We start from the raw sequence: 23,292 nt of genomic DNA on the forward strand, positions 1-23,292 counted from the left end.
AATGCTCGGTCGACACGCAAGGCCTAATCCGCGCGAAATCTCTTAGATCTCCACCCACCGTGCCAGCGCCGCCTTGAACCCGGCCGCGTTGGTCGGTTTGGCGACGAAGGCGTCCATGCCGGCGGCCAGGCAGCGGTCCCGGTCCTCGGCACTGGTGTTGGCGCTGACCGCCAGCACCGGGGTGCGCGGCCAGGCGCGCTCGGCCTCCAGGGCGCGCAGGCGGCGGGTGGCCTCGTAACCGTCCATCACCGGCATCTGGATGTCCATCAGCACGATGTCGATACCGCCCTGGGCGAAGACCTCCAGGGCCTGGCGCCCGTCGTCCGCGACCAGGACCTCCAGACCCAGTCCGGCCAGGATGCGGCGGGCGACCTTCTGGTTGACCAGGTTGTCCTCGGCCAGCAGGGCGCGCCGCGCGCGGGGCCGCGGTGGCGGCTCCGGTGCCCGGGCGCTGCCGGGCGCCAAGGGCAGGCGGACCTGCAGCTCCGAACCCCGGCCCGGTTCACTCTGCATCCAGATGCGCCCGCCCATTTGGTCCAGGAGCCGGCGGCAGATGACGAGCCCCAGGCCGGCGCCGCCGTAGGCCCGGGTGGTGCCCCCGTCCGCCTGGGTGAAGGGGCTGAAGACCCGCGCCTGGGTCTCGGGGGTCATGCCGATGCCGGTGTCGCGCACGGTGAGCGCCAGCTCGAAGCGACCGTCCGGCAGGGGCCGCCCGCCGAGCGCGACCGTTACCGTGCCCGCGGGTGTGAACTTGAGCGCGTTGCCCACCAGGTTGCGCAGGATTCGCGTCAGGCATGCCGGGTCCCCCAGCAGGCAATCGGGCAGCCCGGCGGCCAGGTCCACCCGGTAGTCGAGCCCCTTGGCCGCCATCGCGTCGCGAAAGGCGTCGGCGGCGGCCGTCAGCACGGGACCCGGCGCGAAGGGGGTGGTTTCGGCCGCGAAGCGCCCGGCCTCGATCGTGGACAGGACCAGAATATCGTTGATGATGTCGAGCAGGTGTTCGGCGGAGCGGCGGGCGGTGGCCAGATGCGGCGCCTGCTCCGGGGTCGGGCCGCTGTGCTGCAATGACTCGAGCATCCCCAGCACCCCGTTCATGGGGGTCAGAATCTCGTGGCTCACGGTGGCCAGGAATTCGCTCTTGGCGCGGTTGGCGGCCTCCGCCTGCTCGCGCGCCCGGCGCTGCTCGGTCACGTCCAGGTGGATGCCCACCATCCGGTAGGGACGGCCCGCCGCGGTGCGCAGGGCGCGCCCGCGGGCCATGATCCAGAGGTAATGCCCGTCCTTGTGGCGCAGTCGGTGGACGTTTTCATAGATCTCGGTCACACCGATCAAGTGGGCGCGCACCCGCTCCCGGGAGGGCCCCAGGTCGTCGGGGTGCACGCGCGCCTCCCACTCGGCAAAGGTATCCTGCAGCTCCGCGGGGGCATGACCCAACATCGCCTTCCAGCGCGGCGACAGGTGGACCCGATTGGTCTCCAGGTCCCAGTCCCAGAGGCCCGCGTTGCTGCCCTCCACGGCCATGTCGAGGCGCTCCTGTTCGAGTCGCAACTGCTGCATCTGGTGCTCGATGGTCGCCTGATCACTGCGGTTCTGGAGTAGCGCCCCGATCTGCTGGGCGAAGACGGCGAAGGACTCCAGGTGCGCGGCGACCAGCCCGCGATAATGGTCCCGATCGCCCGTCGCCACCCCGCCGATGACCAGCGCGAAGCTGACGCCGCTCGGGCCGACGCAGGCGCTGATGACCAGTTGATGCGTCCCGGCGGGGGCGACGGGCGGGGGGTCGGCGGGTCCCCACCAGCCGGTGCGACTGCGGCGGAAGCGCTCCGCGGCGAGCAACTCGCGCAACGCCGCGCCGGGGATGGCGTCGGGGGCGATGCCGAGCGCGGCCGTCGGGGCGTCCGCCGGGGTTCCGTCCGGGGCGGTCGGCCACAGGAGCGCGAACCCCAGCTCGAACAGTTCCAGGACCGCCTCGGCGGTGATGGCGGCGAACTGCCCGGGGTCGCGTACGGCGATGGCACGGGTATTGTAGGACTGAATGCCCGCGAAGCGTTCCAGCTCACGGTCCAGGCGGTCGCGGGTCTCGATCAACTCCCGGTGAACCACCGACAGGCGCGCCACCTGACGCTCCAAGTCGCTGATCCGGGTCTTGAGACTATTGCAATCGGGGGCCTGGTCGCTCATGGTCGCGGGTGTCCGGCAGCCGCCCGGCGCGTGGCCGCGGCCGCTGGGCGACGCGCGGCGTCGACCGGCACGGCCGCCGCGGGGGCGATGGATGAAGATCCTAGCGTCATGGTGTTGTCATGCCGACCGGTACAAGGCTACTGTTAGACCCTTTGACGAAACGATTCCGGGAGTAGTGCCCATGCGCGCGATCGAGATACAGAAGACCGGCGGACCCGCGGTCCTCCAACTGGTGGAGCGGCCCCGTCCGGAACTGACCGGACCGGATGATATCCTGGTTCGCCTGATGGCGGCCGGGGTCAACCCGGTCGACACCAAGATTCGCGCCAACGGGGCGCTCCTGCCCGCCGGATTCCCGCTGGTCCCGGGTTGCGACGGGGCGGGCGTGGTCGAAGCGGTTGGTGCGGACGTGACCCGTTTCAAGCCGGGCGACGAGGTCTGGTTCTGTCACGGTGGGCTCGGCGGCCCGGTCGGCAACTATGCCGAATACATCTGTCTGGATAACCATCTGGCCCAGGCCAAGCCGCACGCGCTCGGGTTTGCCGAGGCCGCCGCCGCCCCCCTGGTCCTGCTGACCGCCTGGGAGGCCCTGAGCGACCGGGCGGGCCTCGCCGCCGATCAGACCGTGTTGATCCACGCCGGGGCCGGGGGCGTGGGGCATGTCGCGATCCAACTCGCCCGCCTCGCCGGGGCGCGGGTCTGCACCACGGTGAGCGGCCCGGAGAAGGCCGATTTCGCCCATGCGCTGGGGGCCGAGTATTGCATCAACTATCGGGAGGAGGACCTGGTACACGCGGTCATGGAGTGGACCGGAGGGCGCGGGGTCGATGTGGCCCTCGACACGGTGGGTCCGGCGTGCTTCCGCCAGACCATCCCGGCCATGGCTGCCTACGGCAACCTGGTGACCATCCTGGACCCGGGGCCGGACCTGGATCTGAAGGAGGCGCGCGTGCGCAACCTGCGCCTGAGTCTGGAACTGATGCTCACGCCCCAATTGCGCGACCTGCCGCGGGCCCTGGCCCACCAGGGTGAGATCCTGCGCCGTTGCGGCAAGTTGATCGACAGCGGGGAACTCAAGATCCACGTCTCCCAGACCTTCCCCCTGGCCGCCGCCGCGCAGGCCCACCAGCTGCTCGAGGCCGGGCATGTGACCGGCAAGTTGGCCCTGACGATCGATTGACCCCCGGTGCCGGGTCCGGCGTGCGGCCGGGGACACCACGCAGGAACGAGCGCGGACATCATGATGACGGATGTACCACCGACGGGGGCGGCGGCGGGCCCGGCCGCCGCCCCCGGCGACCCCGCCCCGGTGCGGGTCGCAATCCTCTCCGACACCCACGGGTGGGTGGACCCCCGCGTGCTCGCCGTGGTTGCCGACTGCGACCTGGCCGTCCACGGCGGGGATATCGGCAACGCCGCGGTCATCGCCTGCCTGCAACCGCGGCACGGCCCCGTATGGGCGGCGCGCGGCAACAACGATCGCCCGGCCGATTGGCCCAGCGCGGACCGGGCGGTCCTGGACCGGCTCCCGGGCTGGGTCGAGGTGTCCCTGCCGGGCGGCACCCTGGTCGTGATCCATGGCCACCAGACCCCGGCGCGCGGGCGCCACGAACGGCTGCGCCGCCGGTTTCCGCGCGCCCGCGCCCTGGTCTACGGCCACAGCCACCGGCTGCTGCTGGATCAGGAGGCCCTGCCCTGGGTGCTCAACCCCGGTGCCGCCGGCCGTACCCGCACCCACGGCGGCCCCTCCTGCCTGGTCCTGACCGCCGGCGTCGACTGCTGGACGATCCGGACTTTCCGCTTTGCGCCGACCTCTCAGGCGTCGCATAAGGGCTAGTACCGCGAAGCCGAATTCCCGATTGAATTAAGTGGACGGTCATCGGACATGCCCAACCCCGCCCTGAAACCCCCGAAATCACTCCTGCGCCAGGTGGGTCGCGCTATCGCGGACTACCGCATGATCCGCGCCGGCGACCGCCTGCTGCTGGGGGTCTCGGGCGGCAAGGACTCGCTGTCGCTGCTGCACATCCTGCGGCACCTGCAGACCTATGCCCCGGTGCGCTTCGAGTTGGCCGTGCTGACCGTGGACCCGCTGGTCCCGGGCTTCGATCCCTCGCACCTGCCCCAGTGCTACCCGGGGCTGACCTGGCACTATGAGCGCCAGCCACTGATCGCGCAGGCGCGCACCCACATGGATGGCGACTCCTTCTGCGCCTACTGCGCGCGGATGAAGCGCGGCATCATGTACCGCGTCTGTCGCGAGCAGGGCTACAACTGCCTGGCGCTCGGCCAGCACTTAGACGACCTGGCCGAAAGCCTGCTGATGTCGATCTTCCACAACGGCCAGTTGCGCACCATGAAGGCGCACTATGTCAACAAGGCCGGGGACCTGCGCATCATCCGCCCGCTGGCCTATTGCCGCGAGCGCCAGACCGCGGACTTTGCCCGCGCCGCGGCCCTGCCGGTGGTGGCGGACAGTTGCCCGGCCTGTTTCGCCCTGCCCACCCGCCGCGAGCACACCAAGGCCCTGCTGGCGCGGGAGGAGGCCGGGCACCCGCAGTTGTTCGCCAACCTCCTGCACGCCATGCGGCCGCTGCTGACCGAGGGGCCGGTGCCGGGCGAGGGCACCGCGGTCCCGGAACAAACACGCGCCCGGCCGGACCTTGCCGCCCTGGCGGCGGCGCTGATTCCGCTCGCCAGGCGCTACGCCTGGCGGCTGGTGGTGCTGTTCGGTTCGGTGGCCCGGGACGGACAAGGGCGGGACCTGGACCTGGCCGTCCTGCCCCGGGTTCAACCCGAACTGCTGGAGCAGGGCCGCTGGTGGTCCGATCTGGGCGCACTGGTTCCGGGTATCGCCCTGGACCTGCTGGTGCTGGGCCCGGCGACCTCCCCCCTGACCCGGTTCGAGGTCATGCGGGAGGGGCGCTGCCTCTTCGAGGACACGGTGGGGCTCTTTGATCGGGAGCAGGACCGGGCCTTTTTTCTCTACGCGGATACCCAGTGGATCCGCGACCGGATGCGGGAGACAGGCCATGACCGCGGCCAAGCTTGAGGTCATCGAGCGCAAGCGCGCCTTCTTCCGGCAATACCTGCACGACTTGGCGGTCTATGGTGCCCTGGACGCGGCGGGCCGGCGACGCGAGCACTATGCGATTGAGCGCCTCTTGCAACTGCTGTGTGAGTCCGCGGCCGACCTGTCCTTGCAGGTACTCAAGGCGAGTGGTCAAGTGCCCCCGGGGAGCTATCGGGAGATCTTCAGTGCCCTGTCCGATCTGGGCGCCATGCCCGGCGCCATGGCCGCGGAACTGATCGCCGCCTGTGGTATGCGCAACCTCTTGACCCATCTCTACGACGTGATCGACCTCGGGCGCGTCATCGCCGCTGTCGAGCCCGCCCTGGCCCTGTACCGGACCTACGACGCCTGGCTCAGTGATTATCTGGCGCCTGCCGCCGGACCATCAGCGCCGCCGCGTGACTGAGCGCCGGGCCGCAACGAGGCCATCACCCAGGTGCCGCGATTGGTCCTTTGGTGACACAAGGGTCAGCATTGCCCAGGTTGGGGCCGCCGACCAAGGGTGATGGCCGCGCCCGGCGGTGCTCGCGCGCCCCGGGATTGTGTGGGTTCGTCGGAATAAATATCTTACAAAACAAATAATAAAGCCCGTGCTGTCGACTATCTCCGGTTTTACTGTCGGTTAGGTCCAGGCGCTCGCATCCCATTGAAAGAATTGATCTTCGGTCGCCGGGCGGTGCAGGTTCCCGAATGGATGGTATGAGAGTTGCTGCCAAACCAGTGACCGTCTCCTCTTTACCGAGGGCGGTCAGGGGAGGGGCCACTTAGAGCCTCCCCCACCCGGGCCCCGCCGACCGGCGCCCGTACCAGAATGATAAGGTTGGAGATAGACGCATGAACACGCACAGTAACCGGCTTTTTGCCCTGCTGACGGTCGTCGTGGGGAGCTTGTCCCTGGTCTGCACCGACCTGACGCCGGGTACGAACCAACTCCCCGTCGCGTCGGCGGGCCTGTGCAGTTCGGTGCCCGCGCGCTTGCCCCTGCCCGCGCCTGGCGTCGGCGACCCGGCCCACCTGTCCGCGGCCAGCGCCGCGGCGCCTCAGGATCAGGTCACCGGCCTGCTGGGTGCCTTGGGGCAGTTGATCGTCGAGGCCGAACTCAGCCACGCGGCCGTCAGCGGCAGTTTCAATCCGGTCATCAGCGCCTCGGTTGCGGGCTCCGGCTTCGCGCTGGAGGTCTGCCGCGACACTATCGTGGGTGAGGTGTCCCTCGCCAATCAGCCGCGCCTGCGCTTCGTCATCGGTGACTTCGATGGTGACGGCAACACCGACGTGGCGGTGCAGCGGCCGGGTGCGGCGGCTTGGTACGTCGACTTGGGCGCCTTGCGGCGCGCGACCGTCGGCGTCGGTGCCCCGATTCAGTTACGCCTGATCGAGGCCGCGCAACCGGGGGCGGCTGGTGCGGCCCGCGGCCAGGTCGACTGGCTCGCGCAGGGGCCTGGCGCCGCCCGCGGGACGCGGCACAGCAGTTGATTCCAATTCGCAGAGCGAAGAAATCGCGGTCGTCATGGTGCGCACGGTGCACCCGACGGGTGGCGCGGGCCGCCGTCGGCTTGCCAATCGGCCCCCCGGCCGCATCTGGGAAGACTTTGGGCTATAACCCGCAGGAGTCTCCATGCCCCCCGCCCCCATCGATCGCGCCCCACCCCCCGCCGCCTGGCATGGCCGACGCGGCGAACTGCTGGTCGCCCTCCAGTTCGTCCTGTTCTTCGCCTTCGCCCTGATGCCCCGTTGGAACCCCTGGCTGACGCCCGACCTGCTGGCCGCGACCACGGCGCCGCGCCTGGTCATCCTGGCGGCCTGCGCCTTGGTCGCGCTGGCCTTCGGCGGCCTGGGTTCCCGCGCGCTGCGTTCCTATATCACGCCATTGCCTTATCCGGTGGACCACAGTCAACTGGTGACCAGCGGGGTCTACGCCATCGTGCGCCACCCGCTCTACAGCGCCTTGCTGTTCGCCGCGCTGGGTTGGATCTGCTACACCTTGAGCCTCAGTCACCTGGCCCTGCTGGTGGTCGCCTTCCTGTTCTTCGACTACAAGGCCGGCAAGGAGGAAGGCTGGCTGATCGAGCGTCACCCGGAGTACCAGGCCTATGCCGCCCGGGTCAAGAAGTTCGTTCCCTCTATTTATTAGAGACCTGCGTAAATCGCGGGGACGCTCCCCAGGGGGCGCGGGGTGCGATTGGAACTGATGTGTTGACGCCGATCCCGTTGGATACGCATTGCGTACCCTACAGCGATCGGACCTTCCGGAGCGGGCGTCGTTGTCGTTGTCGTTGTCGTAATCGAACAATCCGACAACGACAACGACAACGACAACGATGGCGTACCAGGGATCTCGGTCACCACATCAGTTCTGATCGCACCCGGGTGCGCATTAGGACTCGAATCTCGCCGCCCGTTGGGAGACACTGACGGGTATGCACCAGCCCCGCAAACGTTTCAGCCAGAACTTCCTCCATGACCCCGGGACCATCCGGCGCATTCTGGACGCCGTCCGGCCGCACCCGGGGGAGCGGTTGGTGGAAATCGGCCCCGGTCACGGGGCCATCACCCGCGGACTCCTGGAAGGGGCCGGGTCACTGGACGTGATCGAACTGGACCGCGACCTGATCGAACCCCTGCGCGAGCGCCTGGGGGGGCTGGGAGACCTGCGCATCCACAATGCCGATGCGTTGCGCTTCGACCTGGGTACCCTGGGCGGCGCGCCCGCGTCGCTGCGCCTGGTCGGCAACCTGCCCTACAACATCTCCACCCCGCTGCTGTTCCGCTTCCTGGACCAGGCCGATCGGGTCTTGGACCTGCATCTGATGTTGCAGCGCGAGGTGGTGGAGCGCATCGCCGCGGACCCGGGGAACAAGGTCTACGGGCGGCTTTCGGTGATGGTGCAGACCTGGTGCGAGGCGGAGTGCCTGTTCCGCATCGGCCCCGGGGCCTTCACCCCGGCCCCCAAGGTAGAGTCCGCCTTCCTGCGCCTGCGCCCTCGCCGGCCCCTGCCGCAGCCGCCTGACGACCGGGCGGCCCACGCCCGCCTGGTGGCGGCAGCCTTCTCGCAGCGACGCAAGACCCTGCGCAACGCTCTCATGGGGCTGGCGGACGCCGCGGCCTTTGCCGCGGCCGGAATCGACCCCGGGCTGCGGGCGGAGAACCTGGACGTGGCGGCCTTCGTCCGCCTGGCCAACTGCATCGGTAGGCCAACGCTTGTAACCGAGACGGAGCCCGAGTACGGTGACACCGCCAAACCCCAGCCCAGCCACTGATCTGCGGCAACCATCTATGGCGTGTTAATCAGCCCGGAAGCTGCGGATGGCCACCACGCAGACCCTGGAATCGGCGAACCGCGGGGCTAGCGCTCGCCTCAACGCCCGCCAGCGATTACCGCTAACGCACGGGGCAGGTTTTCGTAAAAGCCGCGCTTCATGCCAAAGTGGGTCGCGATCGATGCCGGCGTCGTGTAGTTGAATCCGTACAGGGCCGGATCGAGTTCTACCGCATCGGCGCGGGACTTGATCAAGTAGCTGTAGCAAAGCTGCTCAAACACCGGCGACGTATACATCAGGTCCGGATTTCCGCCGACCCAGGCTTCGATCCGGTCCAAGTCATAGACTTGGGATTTGCTGAGGCAGAGCAGTCCGGAGTTGAGCGTGCGCGCCACCTTCGGGCCGAACGAGAAGTTGCCATCGCGCCCCCGCTTGGGCGCGTAGCCCTCGACGCTATAGAAAACACGCGTGTCGGCGGGGTCGCTGGCCCAGTCCGCGATCAGGTCCGGGCGGCGGAAGAACAGCACATCAGCGTCGAGGATGATGATCTTGTCAGCGTCCGTGAGCAGGTTCATATCGAACAAGATCAGTGACATGATGAACATGTTATAGCTTTGGCCCCGGTGATTGCCGACCAGCACCTCGCCGAAGCGGAAGCTGGTACAGGCCGGATAGTCGGCGAGGCGCTCACGCACGGCTGCATCGGCGTCGCCGCGGGCGATCATCTGCACCCCTGGAAGGTGTCGGCGCATCAGGGACCTGTCATCCGCATTCAGACTGCCGTCGTCGTGCACCACCACGCCGAATTCGGTCTGGGCCGCTGTGACCAGGCTCTTCAAGGACCACAGGCCCATGCCGACATGGCGATGGCCGAGCAACTGATGAACTTCGACCCCGGCGCCGGTCCCGGCGACCGGAACCGGCGCGGTCGCCTCCACCCATTCCCGATATTTCCCGCGTAGAGCGAGTTCGTTCTTGACCTCCAGGTAATCGGCGAAGCGCCATGGCAGATGACGCTCCAGAAACAGTGTCGTCGTCAACGGCAAGCCGGGGCTCAAGACCCGCGTGGTGTCGCTCATTTCGAGTCCCTCACAACATCAGGAAACGTCAGGCCAGGCATGCGCCGATCGCCCCATCGAGCACAGTGAGCGCCTGCTCCAGGACCGCCGCCTCGATCGTCACCGGCGGCAACAGCCGCAGTATCGGGCCGGCTTGACTGATCAGTACGCCATGGTCATAGCAGGCATCGGCGATGCGCTCGGCCAGCGTGCCGTTACCGCAGTCGATGATGCATAAGGCGCCGAACAGCGTCACCTGAAATGCGGCCGGTGCCGACGCCGCGAGGTGCCGACTGATCTGCGCCTCGATCGCCTGAGCCATCTCCCGAACCGGCAACCGCGCCATCTCCTGCAAGGTACCGACTACCGCCGCCGCCGCCAGGGCATTCTCGGCGTAGGTACTGTAAGGTAGCATCCCCGGCGTCACCTCCAAGTTCCGCCGCATCAGCACGGCCGATACCGGGAAACCACTGCCCATACACTTACCCGCCAGGATGATGTCGGGTTCCAGCGGAAAGCGCTCGTAGAAGAACAGCGGCCCGGTACGGTGAAATCCGGTCAGGATCTCGTCCAGTACCAGCAGGGTACCGTGGGTGCGGCAGAGTGCCGTCAAGTCCCGACAAAACCCGGCATCCACCGTCGCCCCACCGCCGCTGCCTTGCAGTGCCTCCAGGAACACCGCGGCGGTGGTACCCCGCGCGAGTACCGGTTCTATCGCGGCGAGCACGTCCGCGGCCACGTCCTTGGTCGGGAAGGGAAGGCGCGTCACGCCGGGGATCGCATGTCCGTAGACGCTATCCCAGGCCAAGAACGCCGTCGCGATGGATTTCCCATGCATCGACTTGGCAAAACCCACGAAATCCTTGCGTCCGGTCAACACCCGGACCGCACGCAACGCAAACTCAGCAGCCTCCATGCCGGTAGAGTAGAATCCCGACACCTTAAAGCGGGCAGGGATCATCTCCTCCACGAGGCGTGTTGCCAGAACCCGGGTGTCGGTGTCGAGTCTCGCCGTGTTCCAGACTTTCTCGCTCTGCTCGATCAGCGCCTTGACCACGGCCGGGTGGCAATGCCCGAGCAGCAGCGTCCCGTTGGCCGCAAAAAGGTCGATTACCTGGGTATCATCGACATTGCGGAGGATCGCATTCGCAGCAAACGTTACGGTCTTGCGAGGAGTTGACATGTGTAAGCCTATACGCCGTCAGAAATTTGCATTTTGCAGGATTCGCTCCTAAATTGCCAGTGTACGTTACGCGTGCGCCGATTTGAACCGTCTCGCTGTGACCTTGGCACCCTGACCGGCAGTCGCCCCCGCTCGTATTCCCCCCAACGGCGGGCATTCGTAGCCTGGACGCCCAACCACACCCCGCGTGAGTTCGGTTATTTTGAGCAAGCAAAGTGCTTCCAAAAAGGCAGCGCCTTTCCTGCGTATGACAACCCGCAATCTCCAATTCTAAGGGCGGCAGTATGATCGTCGTTTTCGAGCCAACCCTGAGAGGATCCGGTCACAGCGTGCTCAACGCAGGCATCCTGATCACATTACGGCAGGTATTTCCATCGACCCCCATCGCCTTCTTTGGCGACGCCTCCCACCTTGAGAACGTTCGCGCTCACCTCCCCATCGATGTTGCGAGTACCGTGGCCTTCCGCCCGGTGAGCTTCGAACTCCCGTTGGTCGAAAAGTATCGACGTAAGCAAGTCGAAGCCCTGGTTAGCGAACTCTTTAGGGAGACCTTCCAGGCACATGCCTTCGTCTACCTGCTGACGACCTCGTTTTACCGCTTTCTCGTGCCTTTACTCGTGAGAATTGCGGCGGTCCTGGCCCCGGATACCAGGGTCATCACCCATTTTATGCTGCATGGCACCAACCGCGATGAACTCCAACATCGCAGCCGAAATCCTCTCGTGCGTCGCTGGGACGTCCAATCGGCGATTCAGCGGGTCAACCCGAGCGAGGTCAAGTTCCTGGTATTGGACGCCGCCACTATCCCAGCCTGGTCTGACATCTCACCGCAACTGGAGCCGATGCTGCTCGCGCTCGACATCGCCATCATGCCCGGCGAATCCTTACGCAGTGGTATCCGATCGTCATCGTCAACTCCCTTGAAGTTCGGCTTGCTTGGACAGGCCACTGAAGCGAAAGGCTTTTTCGCATTTCGGAACCTTGCTGAACGGGTCGAAGAGCGTACCCCGGGAATGGCGGAATTTCACCTCGTCGGACGACTGTCATCCGCCCTTGCGCGCATTGACACCGGCCCACTGAAATTACATTCGGAGAAGGCGCAGGAACGGGATCGGCCAGCGGCGCAGATGGACCGACACTCTTACATGGCAAAGATTGCGACTCTGGACTACGTCTGCTTGCTGTACACCGGCGACTACTACGACTCCGGCGCCAGTGGCGTATTCTACGATGCAGTGAACCTTGCTCGTCCGATCATCGCGCTGCCAACCCGGTTCATTGAAGATGCCTTTGCCCGCTTCGGCAACATCGGGTTCTTGTGCAGAACCGCCTCGGATGTGGATGAGGTCGTGAGGCGCATCCTTCACGGGGACTACGCAAAGGTCTACCCGGCGCAAGTCCGGGCGCTCCAGACTGCGCGGCAATACTGGCTGCCCGACGCCGTTGCCGCGCGCTTCAAAGCATCGTTGGAGCAAGCCTGTCCGGAACTGGTTAAAGCCTTGCGCGCGACCGCCACCGACATTCGGTTCGAGCCGGTCGCCCGGGCCGCACCGAAGTGATTCGAGACATGATACACTGGAGGGAAAGAGGCCCGCGATGCCACACGCTGTTGATGACGTCGGCCATTCGTCCGCAGCTCGGCGGCCCGGCCCTCGCAATTGCGGATCCCGTCTTGCGACTGCATCAAACCTACTGCTCGATCGTGTTGTGGTGCCGGGAGCCGACCTTGCAGCAGATTGTTGTCTGCGATGGGAGCGGGAGCGCTGACCTGTTGGCTCCGCTGAGTAGTTACGTAGCCGGAGTCGGCAAAGAGCTCGAGGTCCTTTCTTTTGATCTGCCGCCGGCCGACATAATGACAAGGGGCAAGGGCTTCGGCGAAGGACTGATCATTTTACACGCGCTGAAGAACAGCATTGCATTAAATGACGCGCATTCATTCTATAAGGTCACTGGGCGTCTTCACATCGCCAATTTTCCCGCCCTTCAACAACCGGAACGGGCGCGACTTCCCAGCTTTCCCTGCGAGATCGGGTGGTTGAGTCGCATTGCGCTTGGACGGGCATATCCATTGCTAGGTGATGTCCAGCGTATTCAGGAACTGGCACGCGAATGGTGGCCTGGGCTATCGCCCGGCACCCACACCTGGTTTTGGCATTGCCCGAAGGATTATTATCTGAATTATTTAGTGGATAGCTTCCGTCACGTCGATGATCATGGACGCCTTTTCCTTGAGCACGCAATGTTTGTACCGCTTGCAATGCACGGAGTAAGACGATTCTCGCCGTGGCCGGCAGTGACGGGGCGCAGCGCAACGAAAGGGCGCCTCTACGCCGGCCGGGATTACCCTTCGGAGGTGAAAGATCTGGCAACCCAATTGATGACGTCACTCGGACATTCGTGCCGCAACCTGGACTGAATGCCGTGCCCACCGATCGTAACCGCGCGCGCATCGGGCAATCCGGCCCACTAATGTCGATCAAGATAGGCGAAACAGTGTGTCCTTGCTTGGCAGTTCTCTCGCGGTCGTGGCCGGCCGCAGCGTAGGTATTATAATTCAATTCGTGGCCGGCGTTATTCTCGCCCGCCTGCTGACGCCAAATGAGTTCGGCGTCTTTGCCGTTGCGGCCGGCGTTGCCTCTCTGCTCAACGCGCTTCGGGAGTTCGGGAGTTCCACCTTTCTGGTCCGGGCACCCGCGGTCGACCGCAAAACCGTGGGGTCGGTTCTGATAGTCAGCACCGGGATGTCAACCATCCTCGGCGGCATTATCGCATTGAGCGCAAGTTGGTTATCGGCCTTTTTCGGAGACCATCGGCTCGAGTTGCTGCTGTATGTTCTGGCGGGTAACTGCCTTCTGGTCCCACCGGCCATGCTTGGTAACGCGTTGCTGGTGCGGGAGCAACGGTTTCTTGCCCTGACCGCAATCGAGACGGTGAGCGCCGTGGCTGGCGCCCTGGTGATGGTTGGCCTTGCGCTTGTCGGGGCAGGGCCTCTCGCGCTTGCGTTAGGGGCTTCCATCTCCACGCTATCAGTCGTCGTGATGACCATCATGGCCAAGCCTCAGGGCTGGGTCCTTTGCTTCTCTCTGCGCCACGTGAAATCAGTCGTGACCTTTGGCGGCTGGGTAACGGGCATGAGCCTGGTAGCGCAATTTTCCGAGCGGGTTCCCGAACTCGTACTCGGCAGAACCCAGGGCGTCACTGCCGCGGGTTTGTTCGATAAGGCAGGGGCCTTGAGCCGCCTCGTCGGCAGTTTTGCCGGCCCCGTCATCCATAGCGTTCTGTTGTCACAGGTCGCCGAAGAGAACCGCAGGAGCGCGGACATGAGCACAGCCTATTTTCGGAGGCTCGCGGTGCTCAGTTCAGTGGCTTGGCCAGCCTTTCTATTCGTTGCAATCCAGGCGGAGCCCATGGTGCTCTTGACCTTCGGCGCGCAATGGGGCCAAGCCGTCCCGGTCGCCTCGTGGGCGGCCATCAATGCCATGCTGACCACGCCGTTTCTGCTTGCAGACAATCTCTTGATAACGAAGGGCCTGGTCCAAGACCTTTTCTGGCAGAAACTGGTCCTGCTGTGTGGCCGCTTCTTGGTAATACTGTGCGCCAGTCCATTCGGTCTGGTCGTGGTGAGCGCGGTGCTGCTGGCGCCTAACCTCGCGTATCTCTGGCTGAATCAAAAATCGGTATTATCGCTCGTGGGGAGTCGCTGGGGAGTCTTGTTTCGTTCACTACGACAGGCGACGGTACTGGCGGCGGCCGTCGGCGCCGCAACCCTATGGGCTGCGCGGGGCTGTTCGGGAGTGGGGACCGCCGAAATGATCCAAGAGTTGATCATGACGGGCGCGCTCGCGGCTGGCGTATGGGTCCTGGTGAGTCTCCTCGGTGGCGGTCCAATGACAGAGGTGTCGCGCAGAATCATGGTCCGGCTTTGGCGTCGGGCCACGGCCGGATGGCAAACGCGCAACGGTCAAAGGTGACCCTAGTCCTGTAACCGGGCGCTTGCCGGTCGCCCAAGACCCTGTTGAACTAATCCGCTCCGCGGGGCCTTCCGCGGCCATCCCGCAGCGCCATTGAATAGCGAATGAAGCGCGGATAAGCCCAGCCGTCCCACGGTTACCCGCGGCCCCGCCCCGTCCCCCATCGTCCACACTCGTAACGGCCCACTCCGGGTCGTTGACCGAGAACCAGACGATGACACCCCTGCGTCAGCAGATGATCACGGCCATGCAGATGCATGGCTTCTCGCCGCGCACCCACGAAAGCTATCTCGACGCGGTGCGTGACCTCGCCAAATTCACCCGGCGCTCCCCGGACACCCTGGAGCACGCCGATCTCACGCGCTACTTCGAGCATCTGGTGGTGCAGCGCAGTTTGGCCCCGGCCAGCGTGCGGCTGATGTACAACGGCATCCGCTTCTTCTATCTGCGGGTGCTCGGCTGGCCGACGGTCGACCTGGAGGTCACCTTACCCAAGCGCCCGCAGCGCATCCCGGAGCTGCTCACCCGCGGCGCGGTCGCCGCCATCCTGGCCGCCTGCGACAATCCGCGTTACCGCATGATGTTGACGGTCTGCTATGGCTGCGGACTGCGCCTGAGCGAAGTCCTGGCCCTGCGGGTGCAGGACATCGACGGCGAGCGCCGACTGCTGCGGATCACCCAGGGCAAGGGGGCGAAGGACCGCCTGGTCCCACTCTCACCGACCCTGCTGGAGGCGTTGCGGGACTATTGGCGCCTCTATCGGCCAGCGGATTGGCTGTTCGCCGGGCGCGCCGGGACGCCGCTGTCGCCGACCGGCTTGCAGAAGGCCTTCACCGACGCCAAGCGCCAGGCCGGCGTAACCACGGTCGGCGGGATCCATGGGCTGCGCCACGCCTACGCCACCCATCAATTGGCGGGCGGGTTGTCGGTGGAGCGCCTGCAACGGTTGATGGGCCACCGCAGCATCCAGACCACCCTGCGCTATGTGCATTGGCTGCCCAGTGCCAGCGAGGGCGAAGGGACCCTGGACCTGCTTGCCCAATTGGAGGCCGGCCATGGCTAATACCTCCCTGCAAGCGGTCATGGCGGCGTGCCTGTCCGGTTATGCCGAACATCACCCGTTGAGCCCGCACCAATGGCAGGTCTGTCATCACATCCTGGACTGTCGTACCGCCGCGCTGGGCGGCTTCGCCCTGGAATGCGACCAGTGTGGGGATTGCCCCTTCCTCTATCACGCCTGCCGTGATCGCCATTGCCCGCGCTGCCAACGCCGGGCCTCCGAGGAATGGGTCGAACGCCAGCGTGCGGCGGTGCTGCCGGTGACCTATCACCATCTGGTCTTCACGCTACCCGACACCCTCAACGGCTGGGTCGAGGTCCACCCCGAGGTGATCTACGCCTTGCTGTTCGAGACGGTGTGGGCGACCCTGTCCGCCTTCGCTGAGGACCCCAAGCGCCTGGACGGGCAGTTGGGGATGACGGCGATGCTGCACACCTGGGGGCAGACGCTGGTACGCCATGTCCACCTGCACTGTCTGGTGCCGGGCGGGGCCTTTGGCGCCGACGGGACCTGGCATCCGGCCAAGAGTACCTATCTGTTCCCGGTGCGGGCGCTGTCGCGGCACTTCCGCGGCGGTTTGGTCAGCCGGTTGCGCCGGGCCTTCAAAGACGGGCGACTGTCGCGCCTCACGGCCGCGGAGGTTGACCGCGTCCTCAACGCCCTGATGCAGCCCGAGTGGGTGGTCTATTCCAAGCCTTGTCTGGCGCGCACCGACACCGTGATCGAGTACTTGGGCCGCTACAGCCATCGCATCGCCCTGTCGGACCGGCGGCTGCTGGCCTTCGATGAAGAGGACGACACGGTGGACGTCCGCTACAAGGACTACCGCGACGGCAGTCGCAACAAGGTCATGACCCTGACCGGCGAGGAACTGATCCGGCGCTTCCTGCTGCACGTCTTACCCAAAGGGTTCATGCGCGTTCGTCATTTCGGTTTCCTGGCCAACCGCTGCCGGGCGCGCTGTCTGGCGCTGATCCGTGCGGCGCTGGCGGCCCCGCCGCCGACGCCGGAACCCGCCACGGCACCGGCGGCGACGGCGCCCTTTGACGGCTATCCCTGTCCCAAGTGCCGCACTGGGCGCTTGCACGTCACCGCGCACCTGGCCCCGCTACGGCGTGGTCAGGGGGTTTCGCTGATGCCCGCCACCTGCTAAGCCTCAGCGCCCGCCGGCCGTCCGGGACAGGCCGCCCGCGGCCTGCGTTCGCGCTCGCCCAACATCCGGGAAATGGGCTACACTTCGTCCTCAATAGCCCGTTGTCCAGCCCCGCGGAGCCCTGCGGAGGCCCGCTTGGTGCCGCACCGAGCGGCATCCGGGTGCTGCAACGTGGTCCGGGACCGACCGGCGCCCCGGCCTCAGGGATACAATTCCCTCTCTTAAAGAGGACCGCGGCCGCAGCAGGCGTCGTGCCAGGAGCGGATTAGTCCAACAAACGTTTATCCGTCGTGCGCGCGCGGCGTCGCGCTCCGACTCGGGGTCAGTTGGGCGCGCACGACGGATAAACGCTTATTCGTTAGGATTATACGCTAACACATGTACCGTCACACCCCGGCTGCCAGTTGAAGACTAAGCCGGCAAAGTAGACCGCGCATACCAGGCGGCTCAGAGGAGCACGTAATGGCGCTAACCGGGGGAGTCGTTCGGCGACTGTTTCACGGGGCGGTTGACAGCCTGTTGGAGTCTAGCTATGTCCGGCGGCGACTGTGGCGGGCGTGGGGCCCGATTGTCGCCTCCAGAGATCCGGCATTTCGTGCCGACGTCGGTTTGCTGAGCGTCCCCGAGCGATACCGGAACGCGCTCGGAGGATGCGGCCGTCGCTGTCAAACTACCGGACCCGCTCCAATCTTTGTGACCGCACGTTTTCGCTCAGGCTCTACGTTTCTATGGCAGATCTTTCGCAATATTCCGCAATGCACTGCTTACTATGAGCCCCTGAATGAGCGTCGGTGGTTCCTTCAGCGGGCCGGGGACCAAGGGATCGACCCGACACATGTGGGAGTGGACGACTATGCGAAGGAATACGCCGGCCTGTCCGGGCTGGATGGAATCTTCAGCAAGGATTGGGCATTCGATGCGCTTTACATGGACACCTGGAATGCCGACTCACGGCTTTTCTCGTATATTCGCACCCTGATCGACAACGCCCAAGGTCGTGCAGTGCTGCAGTTCAACCGGATTGATTTCCGCCTACCCTGGCTGAGAGCACAGTTCCCGCAGGCGAAGATTCTGCATTTGTATCGAGACCCCCGAGAGCAATGGATGTCAGTGCAGTCCCGCACTGCGCCGGTGCCACTGGACTATCAGTGTACGGAAGGAAGTGACCTGAATTTATTTTACACGCTAGAGTGGGCGCGCGATCTAAGAACAGTCTTCCCGTTTCTTGATCCTGTTGATGCCGGGCACCCTTACGCGGTTCATTATATGTTATGGCGCTTATCGTATAGTTTCGGCGCTTGTTTCGGTGATATCTCGGTCGCCTATGAGGACCTCTGCACCAGGTTTTTCGACACGATGTCCGAAATCGGCAACAATCTCGAGATCGAGATGCCGGACCTGCAGACCTTGAGCACGCTGAACCACGGTACGATAACCGAAAGGTGGCGTGGTTATGCACCAATCGAATGGTATCGGGAGATCGAGCGCGAGTGCGACCGGAAGATGGCAGCCTTTTTTGATCACACGGGAACGCGGGAGGCGCGCGCCTGATCCGCCTGATCTTGCTCACCAACTGATGGTGAGATACCGCCAATGCCCCAGGATCATCGCCCCGCCGATGAACACCGACAGTGCCGCCCACCAGAACAGCAGCGCCCGCGTGCGCTCGGCCGGATAGACCCAGAATAGATTGATCAGGGCGAGGGGTACCATATAGTAACGCGGGTCTACGAGCGCATGGGGCAGCATGAAGATGATGAAAAAGCCCAGCACCAGCAGCAGTTCCACGCGATGGGATTGTTCCCACCAAATCCGCCCAAACGCCAGCACCGCCCACCACACCGCCACGATGCCCAGGACGCGCGCCCACACGAACTCCTGCATGAATACCAAAGGGATGTTGGTCAGGAAACCAAACGACTGATTCCAGGGATGGAAATTGTCATAGCCGAAGAACAGTGCCGCCCCAACCCCGAGCGCCCCGACGACCGCGACCAAGGCCGGCGCAACATGGCGCACAGCCCATCGTCCAAGCCACGACAAATCGGCACCCGCCCGCGGCAACCAGATCGGCGCCCAGAGCAACAGGGCGTAGAACGTGATTGCGAACAGGTTACCCAGATTGGGGCGCGGCCGGTTGGCGGGTACATGGCCCCAGATCAGACTATGGGAAACGAGGAAAAAGCTAGCGAGGAAGAATGCCGCGGCAACAAAGAATGGGTATAACCGCGCGACTATTATGTGAACGAGAAAATCCCGCGCGGAGAGCCGGTCTTCAATCGGGCCGGCGCGCATCTCCTGCCACAATTGCCACGCGGCGATAGCCGGGAACAGTCCCAACCATACCAGGTTCGACTGCCGCAGGTAACAGGACAACAGGACCATCAGGGCGGACCAAACAAAATGCCGCCGACTCAGCGCCAAGAGCCCCGCCAGCACCAAAGCCACCGAGGGTACATCGGTATACGCCGCCGCGCTGTAGGGAAAGATGATCGGCAGTAACGCCAGCGCGATCACTGCATGATCGGACTGTTCGGGCTTGTAGCGTTGCGCCAGGGCATAGTAGACCCACAGCATGGCGACGCTGAGAAGGCACGTCAGCGTGCGCGTGTAGAGCAGGCTCGGCCCCCAGGCTTTGCTCGCCTGTGCCACCGCCCAATGGTAGCCGGGGATAACGGCCAGGACTTGCGTGAAACTCCAGTCGCCGTTGACGATACCGTTAATCGCGTTCTGGTTTGCGTTCTCGTCGCCGAACTTCGTCGGCAGCAACAAATTGAATGCGGCATACCAAAGAATCAGGATGGCCGCCGCCCAAATCCGCGCATCGACGACGATGCTCTCGTGGCGGCCGCGCAGGTGCGCCAACCCGGACATGCTTACGGCCATCGCGAATGCCACCAAGACGAGCCAGGCGACCGCCTCCAATCGCTGCGCAATCGTCCCCCATTGGTCAGGCGCAAGCACCAGACCGTCACCCGCCGACAGCCAAGCGGCGACGCCCGCCCCGACCGCACTGGCCAGCAACACCGCACCCAAGGCGCGAGTCGCGCGCTCCACAGACTGCTGACAGACCGAAACCATGTTGCACTCCGCCCGGGGCATCCCAACAATGCCGTAGCCAGTGAAACCACTGCCCGCTCGTTGGCTCCCACGCCGGGGATAAGACCATGTGAAAGTTAGTATTGCAAGCCACCAGGCATACCGGCAAGCACGCAAATATAGAAGTGAATCAATAGCCGTGCTTTCGACTCGAGAGACTGCTGTCCGCCCTGCCGGGCGCACAATGATAACACCAGCACTGGGCGGCGCCGAAACGGGCAAAGTAGTCGGCGCGCCGGCTCCCGCGGCGTTCAAGGGGTGCTCTCGTACCTGAGTCGCATTCCGTCGCGATCGCACCCGCGGCTGATCAGTCCGGGGCGGCACCGGACGCGCGCTTCGGGACGGACGGTCCCGGTCGTGGCGGGCGAGCGCCCACCGCGAAGATTCACCCGCGCCGACCCCGCCGCTGGCCTGGCTGGGCGTCCCATGCGCCCAGACAGCCGACCTCAGCGACCAAGCCGGCGTCCAGCCAAGGCCGTCGATTCCCGATGGTCGTGGACCCGGCGGGATGACGGTTGCAAAACGCGCGCCTAGGCCTGACATCGCGCAAAGGTAACGGGGTATTCACCAGGCCGGGAGACACGAATGGTTGACACGGAGACTGTGGATTTGGCGAGCGAAGACGCTCAGGACGAAGGCAGCGGCGTCATCCAACTGGCGCGGGCCAATGACATGCTGCCCGGCCAGATCCATCTGTTGCCGGTCGCCTCCCGGCCCTTCTTTCCCGGCCAGGCAGTCCCCTTGATGATGGCCGCCGAGCACTGGTCGACCACCCTGCACGCGGTCGGTGAGACCGAGCACAAGATCCTGGGCGTGGTCCTGGTCAAGAGCGAGACCTCCGAGGACGCCGGCCCCGGGGACTTCTACCCGGTCGGCACCGCCTGCCGGGTGCACCGCGTACACCGCCAGGAAGGCCACCTGCAGGTCCTGGTGGAGTGCCTGCAGCGCTTCCACATCGACGGCTGGGTCCACGACAAGGTCCCCTTCAATGCCCGGGTGTCCTACCTGCCGGAGCCGGCCGGGGCGCCGGACGACCAGGTTCGCGCCTATGCCATGGCGGTGATCAACACCATCAAGGAACTGCTGCCGCTCAACCCGCTGTATGTGGAAGAGTTGCGCATGTTCCTGGACCGCTTCGGCCCGGATGACCCCTCTCACCTCGCGGACTTCGCCGCCAGCCTCACCACCTCCAAGCGCGAACAGTTGCAGGAGGTCCTGGAGGAGGTGCAACTCCTGCCGCGCATGGAGAAGGTCCTGGTGCTGCTCAATAATGAGCTGGAACTGGCCAAGGCGCAGCAGAAGATCCGCCGCTCGGTGGAAGAGCGGATGCAGACGCAGCAGCGCGAGTTCATGCTGAAGGAGCAACTCAAGGCGATCCAGAAGGAGTTGGGGATCGCCAAGGACGACCGCACCGCCGAACTGGACAAGTTCAAGGCGCGCCTCACCACGCTCACCCTGACCGCGGAGGCGCAGAAGCGGGTGGACGAGGAGATGGAGAAGATGGGGATGCTGGAGACCGGCTCGCCCGAATACTCGGTCACCCGCAACTATCTGGACTGGATCACGCTCCTGCCCTGGGGCCAGCACTCCCAGGACAAGCTCGATCTCAAGCGCGCCCGCCGCATCCTGGACCGCGACCACTATGGCCTCAAGGACGTGAAGGAACGGATGCTGGAGTTCCTGGCCGTGGGCATCCACAAGGGCGAGATCGCCGGCTCAATCATTCTATTGGTCGGCCCGCCCGGGGTGGGCAAGACCTCCATCGGGCGCTCGATCGCCGACGCCTTGGGTCGGCGCTTCTACCGCTTCTCCGTGGGCGGTATCCGCGACGAGGCGGAGATCAAGGGCCACCGCCGTACCTATATCGGCGCCATGCCCGGCAAGTTCCTCCAGGCCATCAAAGACGCAGGCACCGCCAATCCGGTGATCATGCTCGATGAGATCGACAAGATCGGCGCCTCCTACCACGGCGATCCGGCCTCGGCCCTGCTGGAGGTCCTGGACCCGGAGCAGAATTCGGACTTTCTCGACCATTATCTCGACCTGCGCTTCGACCTGTCCAAGGTCCTGTTCGTCTGCACTGCCAACACGACCGACAGCATCCCCGGACCGCTCCTGGACCGTATGGAACTCATTACGCTCGCCGGCTATATCGCCGAGGAAAAGCTCCAGATCGCCAGGAAATACCTGCTGCCCCGCCAGATCGATCGCGCCGGCCTGCCCAAGGGCACCATCCGGCTGGACACTACCACCCTGCGCGCACTCATCGACGGCTATGCCCGGGACGCGGGCGTGCGGCGGCTGGAGAAGCAACTCGGCAAGATCGTGCGCAAGGTCGCGGTGCGGATGCTGGAGGGGGCCCAGACGCCCATTACCGTCGGCGAGACGGATCTCAAGGGCTACCTGGGCAGCCCGGTGTTTCGCGACGAGCGCAAACTCTCCGGCCCCGGGGTCGTGACCGGACTCGCCTGGACCGCCATGGGCGGGGCCACCCTCTCCATCGAGGCGGTGCGCGCCCACGAGCAGGGCCGCGGCATCAAGCTCACCGGCCAGTTGGGCGACGTCATGAAGGAGTCCGCCGAGATCGCCTACAGCTATCTCACCAGCCACGCCCGCCAATACAACGCCGAACCCGGCTATTTCGACAAGGCCTTCATCCATCTGCACGTCCCCGCCGGGGCCACCCCCAAGGACGGCCCCTCCGCCGGCATCACCATGGCCTCCGCAATCCTCTCGCTGGCCCGCAACCTGCCGGTGCGGCGCATCGCGATGACCGGTGAGATCACCCTCACCGGCGAGGTCTTCCCCATCGGCGGAGTGCGCGAAAAGCTCATCGCCGCGCGGCGCGCCGGATTCAAGGAGATCATTCTGCCGGAGGACAACCGCGGCGAATACGAAGAGGTCCCGGAGCACATCCGCAAGGGGTTCCTGATCCATTTCGCCTCACGCTTCGAGGATGTGGTACCGCTTCTCTTCAAAGCCTAGCCCGCATTGCTAGCCCGCATTGCGCGCGGAGTTCGGCGCGAGTGCCGTAGGACTGCGCCGCGCAATGTCGGCTCTGAACAAGATCAATGATACCGTCCTCTGGGGACCACGCTCCGGCGTTGCTGCCGTTAAGTTGAGTGCCGCAGCCAGCCCAAGCGCCTGGAGTCCAAGGCTTCAGCCTTGGAGCGCGCCAAGGCTGAAGCCTTGGACTCCAGGCAGAGGCGACGCGGCCGGCGAGTGCGCCTCAACTTAGGAGAAGGCGCGGATGCGCC

At 65.1% G+C, this 23,292-nt stretch carries 18 protein-coding genes and 1 pseudogene; 15 read left to right on the forward strand and 4 right to left on the reverse strand.

The window, feature by feature from the left end; genetic code table 11:
- Positions 1-42: 42 nt before the first annotated feature.
- Positions 43-2,181 carry a PAS domain-containing hybrid sensor histidine kinase/response regulator gene (locus tag THSYN_RS01185; RefSeq protein WP_100917521.1) on the reverse strand — a complete coding sequence of 713 codons (2,139 nt, stop codon included), beginning with the start codon at positions 2,179-2,181 and terminating at the stop codon, positions 43-45.
- 181 nt (positions 2,182-2,362) lie between these two features.
- Here THSYN_RS01185 and THSYN_RS01190 point away from each other — a divergent pair, with 181 nt between their 5' ends.
- The 8 genes and pseudogenes from THSYN_RS01190 to rsmA all read left to right on the forward strand — a co-directional run bounded on the left by THSYN_RS01190 (position 2,363) and on the right by rsmA (position 8,511).
- Positions 2,363-3,361: a zinc-binding dehydrogenase gene (locus THSYN_RS01190; protein ID WP_100917522.1), complete on the forward strand. Its 999-nt coding sequence runs from the start codon at positions 2,363-2,365 to the stop codon at positions 3,359-3,361.
- 60 nt (positions 3,362-3,421) lie between these two features.
- A complete protein-coding gene (locus THSYN_RS01195) occupies positions 3,422-4,018 on the forward strand; it encodes a metallophosphoesterase family protein (protein ID WP_236848764.1) in 597 nt (198 codons plus the stop codon).
- A gap of 48 nt (positions 4,019-4,066) precedes the next feature.
- Positions 4,067-4,807 (forward strand): annotated as a pseudogene (locus THSYN_RS35130) (tRNA 2-thiocytidine biosynthesis TtcA family protein); the annotation flags it as partial.
- 111 nt (positions 4,808-4,918) lie between these two features.
- Positions 4,919-5,233, forward strand: coding sequence for a nucleotidyltransferase domain-containing protein (locus THSYN_RS35605; protein ID WP_236848907.1), 315 nt, complete (start codon positions 4,919-4,921; stop codon positions 5,231-5,233).
- Complete coding sequence (gene hepT / locus THSYN_RS01205) at positions 5,214-5,660, forward strand: type VII toxin-antitoxin system HepT family RNase toxin (RefSeq protein WP_100917524.1); 447 nt, start codon at positions 5,214-5,216, stop codon at positions 5,658-5,660. The genes THSYN_RS35605 and hepT overlap by 20 nt, the downstream gene beginning before the upstream one ends.
- A gap of 428 nt (positions 5,661-6,088) precedes the next feature.
- Positions 6,089-6,727 (forward strand): hypothetical protein, encoded by a 639-nt coding sequence (locus THSYN_RS01210; RefSeq protein ID WP_100917525.1) that lies wholly within the window; start codon positions 6,089-6,091, stop codon positions 6,725-6,727.
- Between the two features lie 142 nt (positions 6,728-6,869).
- On the forward strand, positions 6,870-7,385 hold the full coding sequence (locus tag THSYN_RS01215; RefSeq protein ID WP_100917526.1) for a methyltransferase family protein: 516 nt from the start codon (positions 6,870-6,872) through the stop codon (positions 7,383-7,385).
- Between the two features lie 286 nt (positions 7,386-7,671).
- Positions 7,672-8,511 (forward strand): 16S rRNA (adenine(1518)-N(6)/adenine(1519)-N(6))-dimethyltransferase RsmA, encoded by an 840-nt coding sequence (gene rsmA / locus THSYN_RS01220; protein WP_100917527.1) that lies wholly within the window; start codon positions 7,672-7,674, stop codon positions 8,509-8,511.
- Between the two features lie 98 nt (positions 8,512-8,609).
- Here rsmA and THSYN_RS01225 read toward each other — a convergent pair whose 3' ends face one another.
- Positions 8,610-9,590, reverse strand: coding sequence for a hypothetical protein (locus THSYN_RS01225; protein WP_100917528.1), 981 nt, complete (start codon positions 9,588-9,590; stop codon positions 8,610-8,612).
- Positions 9,591-9,618: 28 nt separating this feature from the next.
- On the reverse strand, positions 9,619-10,752 hold the full coding sequence (locus tag THSYN_RS01230; RefSeq protein ID WP_100917529.1) for an aminotransferase class III-fold pyridoxal phosphate-dependent enzyme: 1,134 nt from the start codon (positions 10,750-10,752) through the stop codon (positions 9,619-9,621).
- A 284-nt stretch (positions 10,753-11,036) separates the two neighbouring features.
- On the opposite strand from THSYN_RS01230, the gene THSYN_RS01235 reads away from it, so the two are divergent.
- The 6 genes from THSYN_RS01235 (at position 11,037) to THSYN_RS01255 (ending at position 18,487) form a co-directional block, all read left to right on the forward strand.
- Positions 11,037-12,311 carry a hypothetical protein gene (locus THSYN_RS01235; protein WP_100917530.1) on the forward strand — a complete coding sequence of 425 codons (1,275 nt, stop codon included), beginning with the start codon at positions 11,037-11,039 and terminating at the stop codon, positions 12,309-12,311.
- A 53-nt stretch (positions 12,312-12,364) separates the two neighbouring features.
- Complete coding sequence (locus THSYN_RS33305; protein WP_157817384.1) at positions 12,365-13,168, forward strand: hypothetical protein; 804 nt, start codon at positions 12,365-12,367, stop codon at positions 13,166-13,168.
- 79 nt (positions 13,169-13,247) lie between these two features.
- Positions 13,248-14,723 carry an oligosaccharide flippase family protein gene (locus THSYN_RS01240; protein ID WP_157817385.1) on the forward strand — a complete coding sequence of 492 codons (1,476 nt, stop codon included), beginning with the start codon at positions 13,248-13,250 and terminating at the stop codon, positions 14,721-14,723.
- 214 nt (positions 14,724-14,937) lie between these two features.
- Complete coding sequence (locus tag THSYN_RS01245) at positions 14,938-15,786, forward strand: tyrosine-type recombinase/integrase (RefSeq protein WP_100917453.1); 849 nt, start codon at positions 14,938-14,940, stop codon at positions 15,784-15,786.
- Complete coding sequence (locus THSYN_RS01250; protein WP_100917452.1) at positions 15,779-16,936, forward strand: IS91 family transposase; 1,158 nt, start codon at positions 15,779-15,781, stop codon at positions 16,934-16,936. Before THSYN_RS01245 ends, THSYN_RS01250 begins: the two co-directional genes overlap by 8 nt.
- A 462-nt stretch (positions 16,937-17,398) precedes the next feature.
- Positions 17,399-18,487: a sulfotransferase gene (locus THSYN_RS01255; RefSeq protein ID WP_100917532.1), complete on the forward strand. Its 1,089-nt coding sequence runs from the start codon at positions 17,399-17,401 to the stop codon at positions 18,485-18,487.
- A gap of 15 nt (positions 18,488-18,502) precedes the next feature.
- Here the strand turns inward: THSYN_RS01255 and THSYN_RS01260 are convergent, their stop codons facing one another.
- Positions 18,503-19,963: a hypothetical protein gene (locus THSYN_RS01260; protein ID WP_236848908.1), complete on the reverse strand. Its 1,461-nt coding sequence runs from the start codon at positions 19,961-19,963 to the stop codon at positions 18,503-18,505.
- A 657-nt stretch (positions 19,964-20,620) separates the two neighbouring features.
- Between THSYN_RS01260 and lon the strand changes: the two genes are divergently transcribed.
- Entirely contained in the window at positions 20,621-23,020 is a 2,400-nt protein-coding gene (gene lon / locus THSYN_RS01265) for an endopeptidase La (RefSeq protein WP_100917534.1), read from the forward strand.
- Positions 23,021-23,292: the final 272 nt, after the last annotated feature.

Source organism: Candidatus Thiodictyon syntrophicum (genome assembly GCF_002813775.1).
Lineage (GTDB): Bacteria > Pseudomonadota > Gammaproteobacteria > Chromatiales > Chromatiaceae > Thiodictyon > Thiodictyon syntrophicum.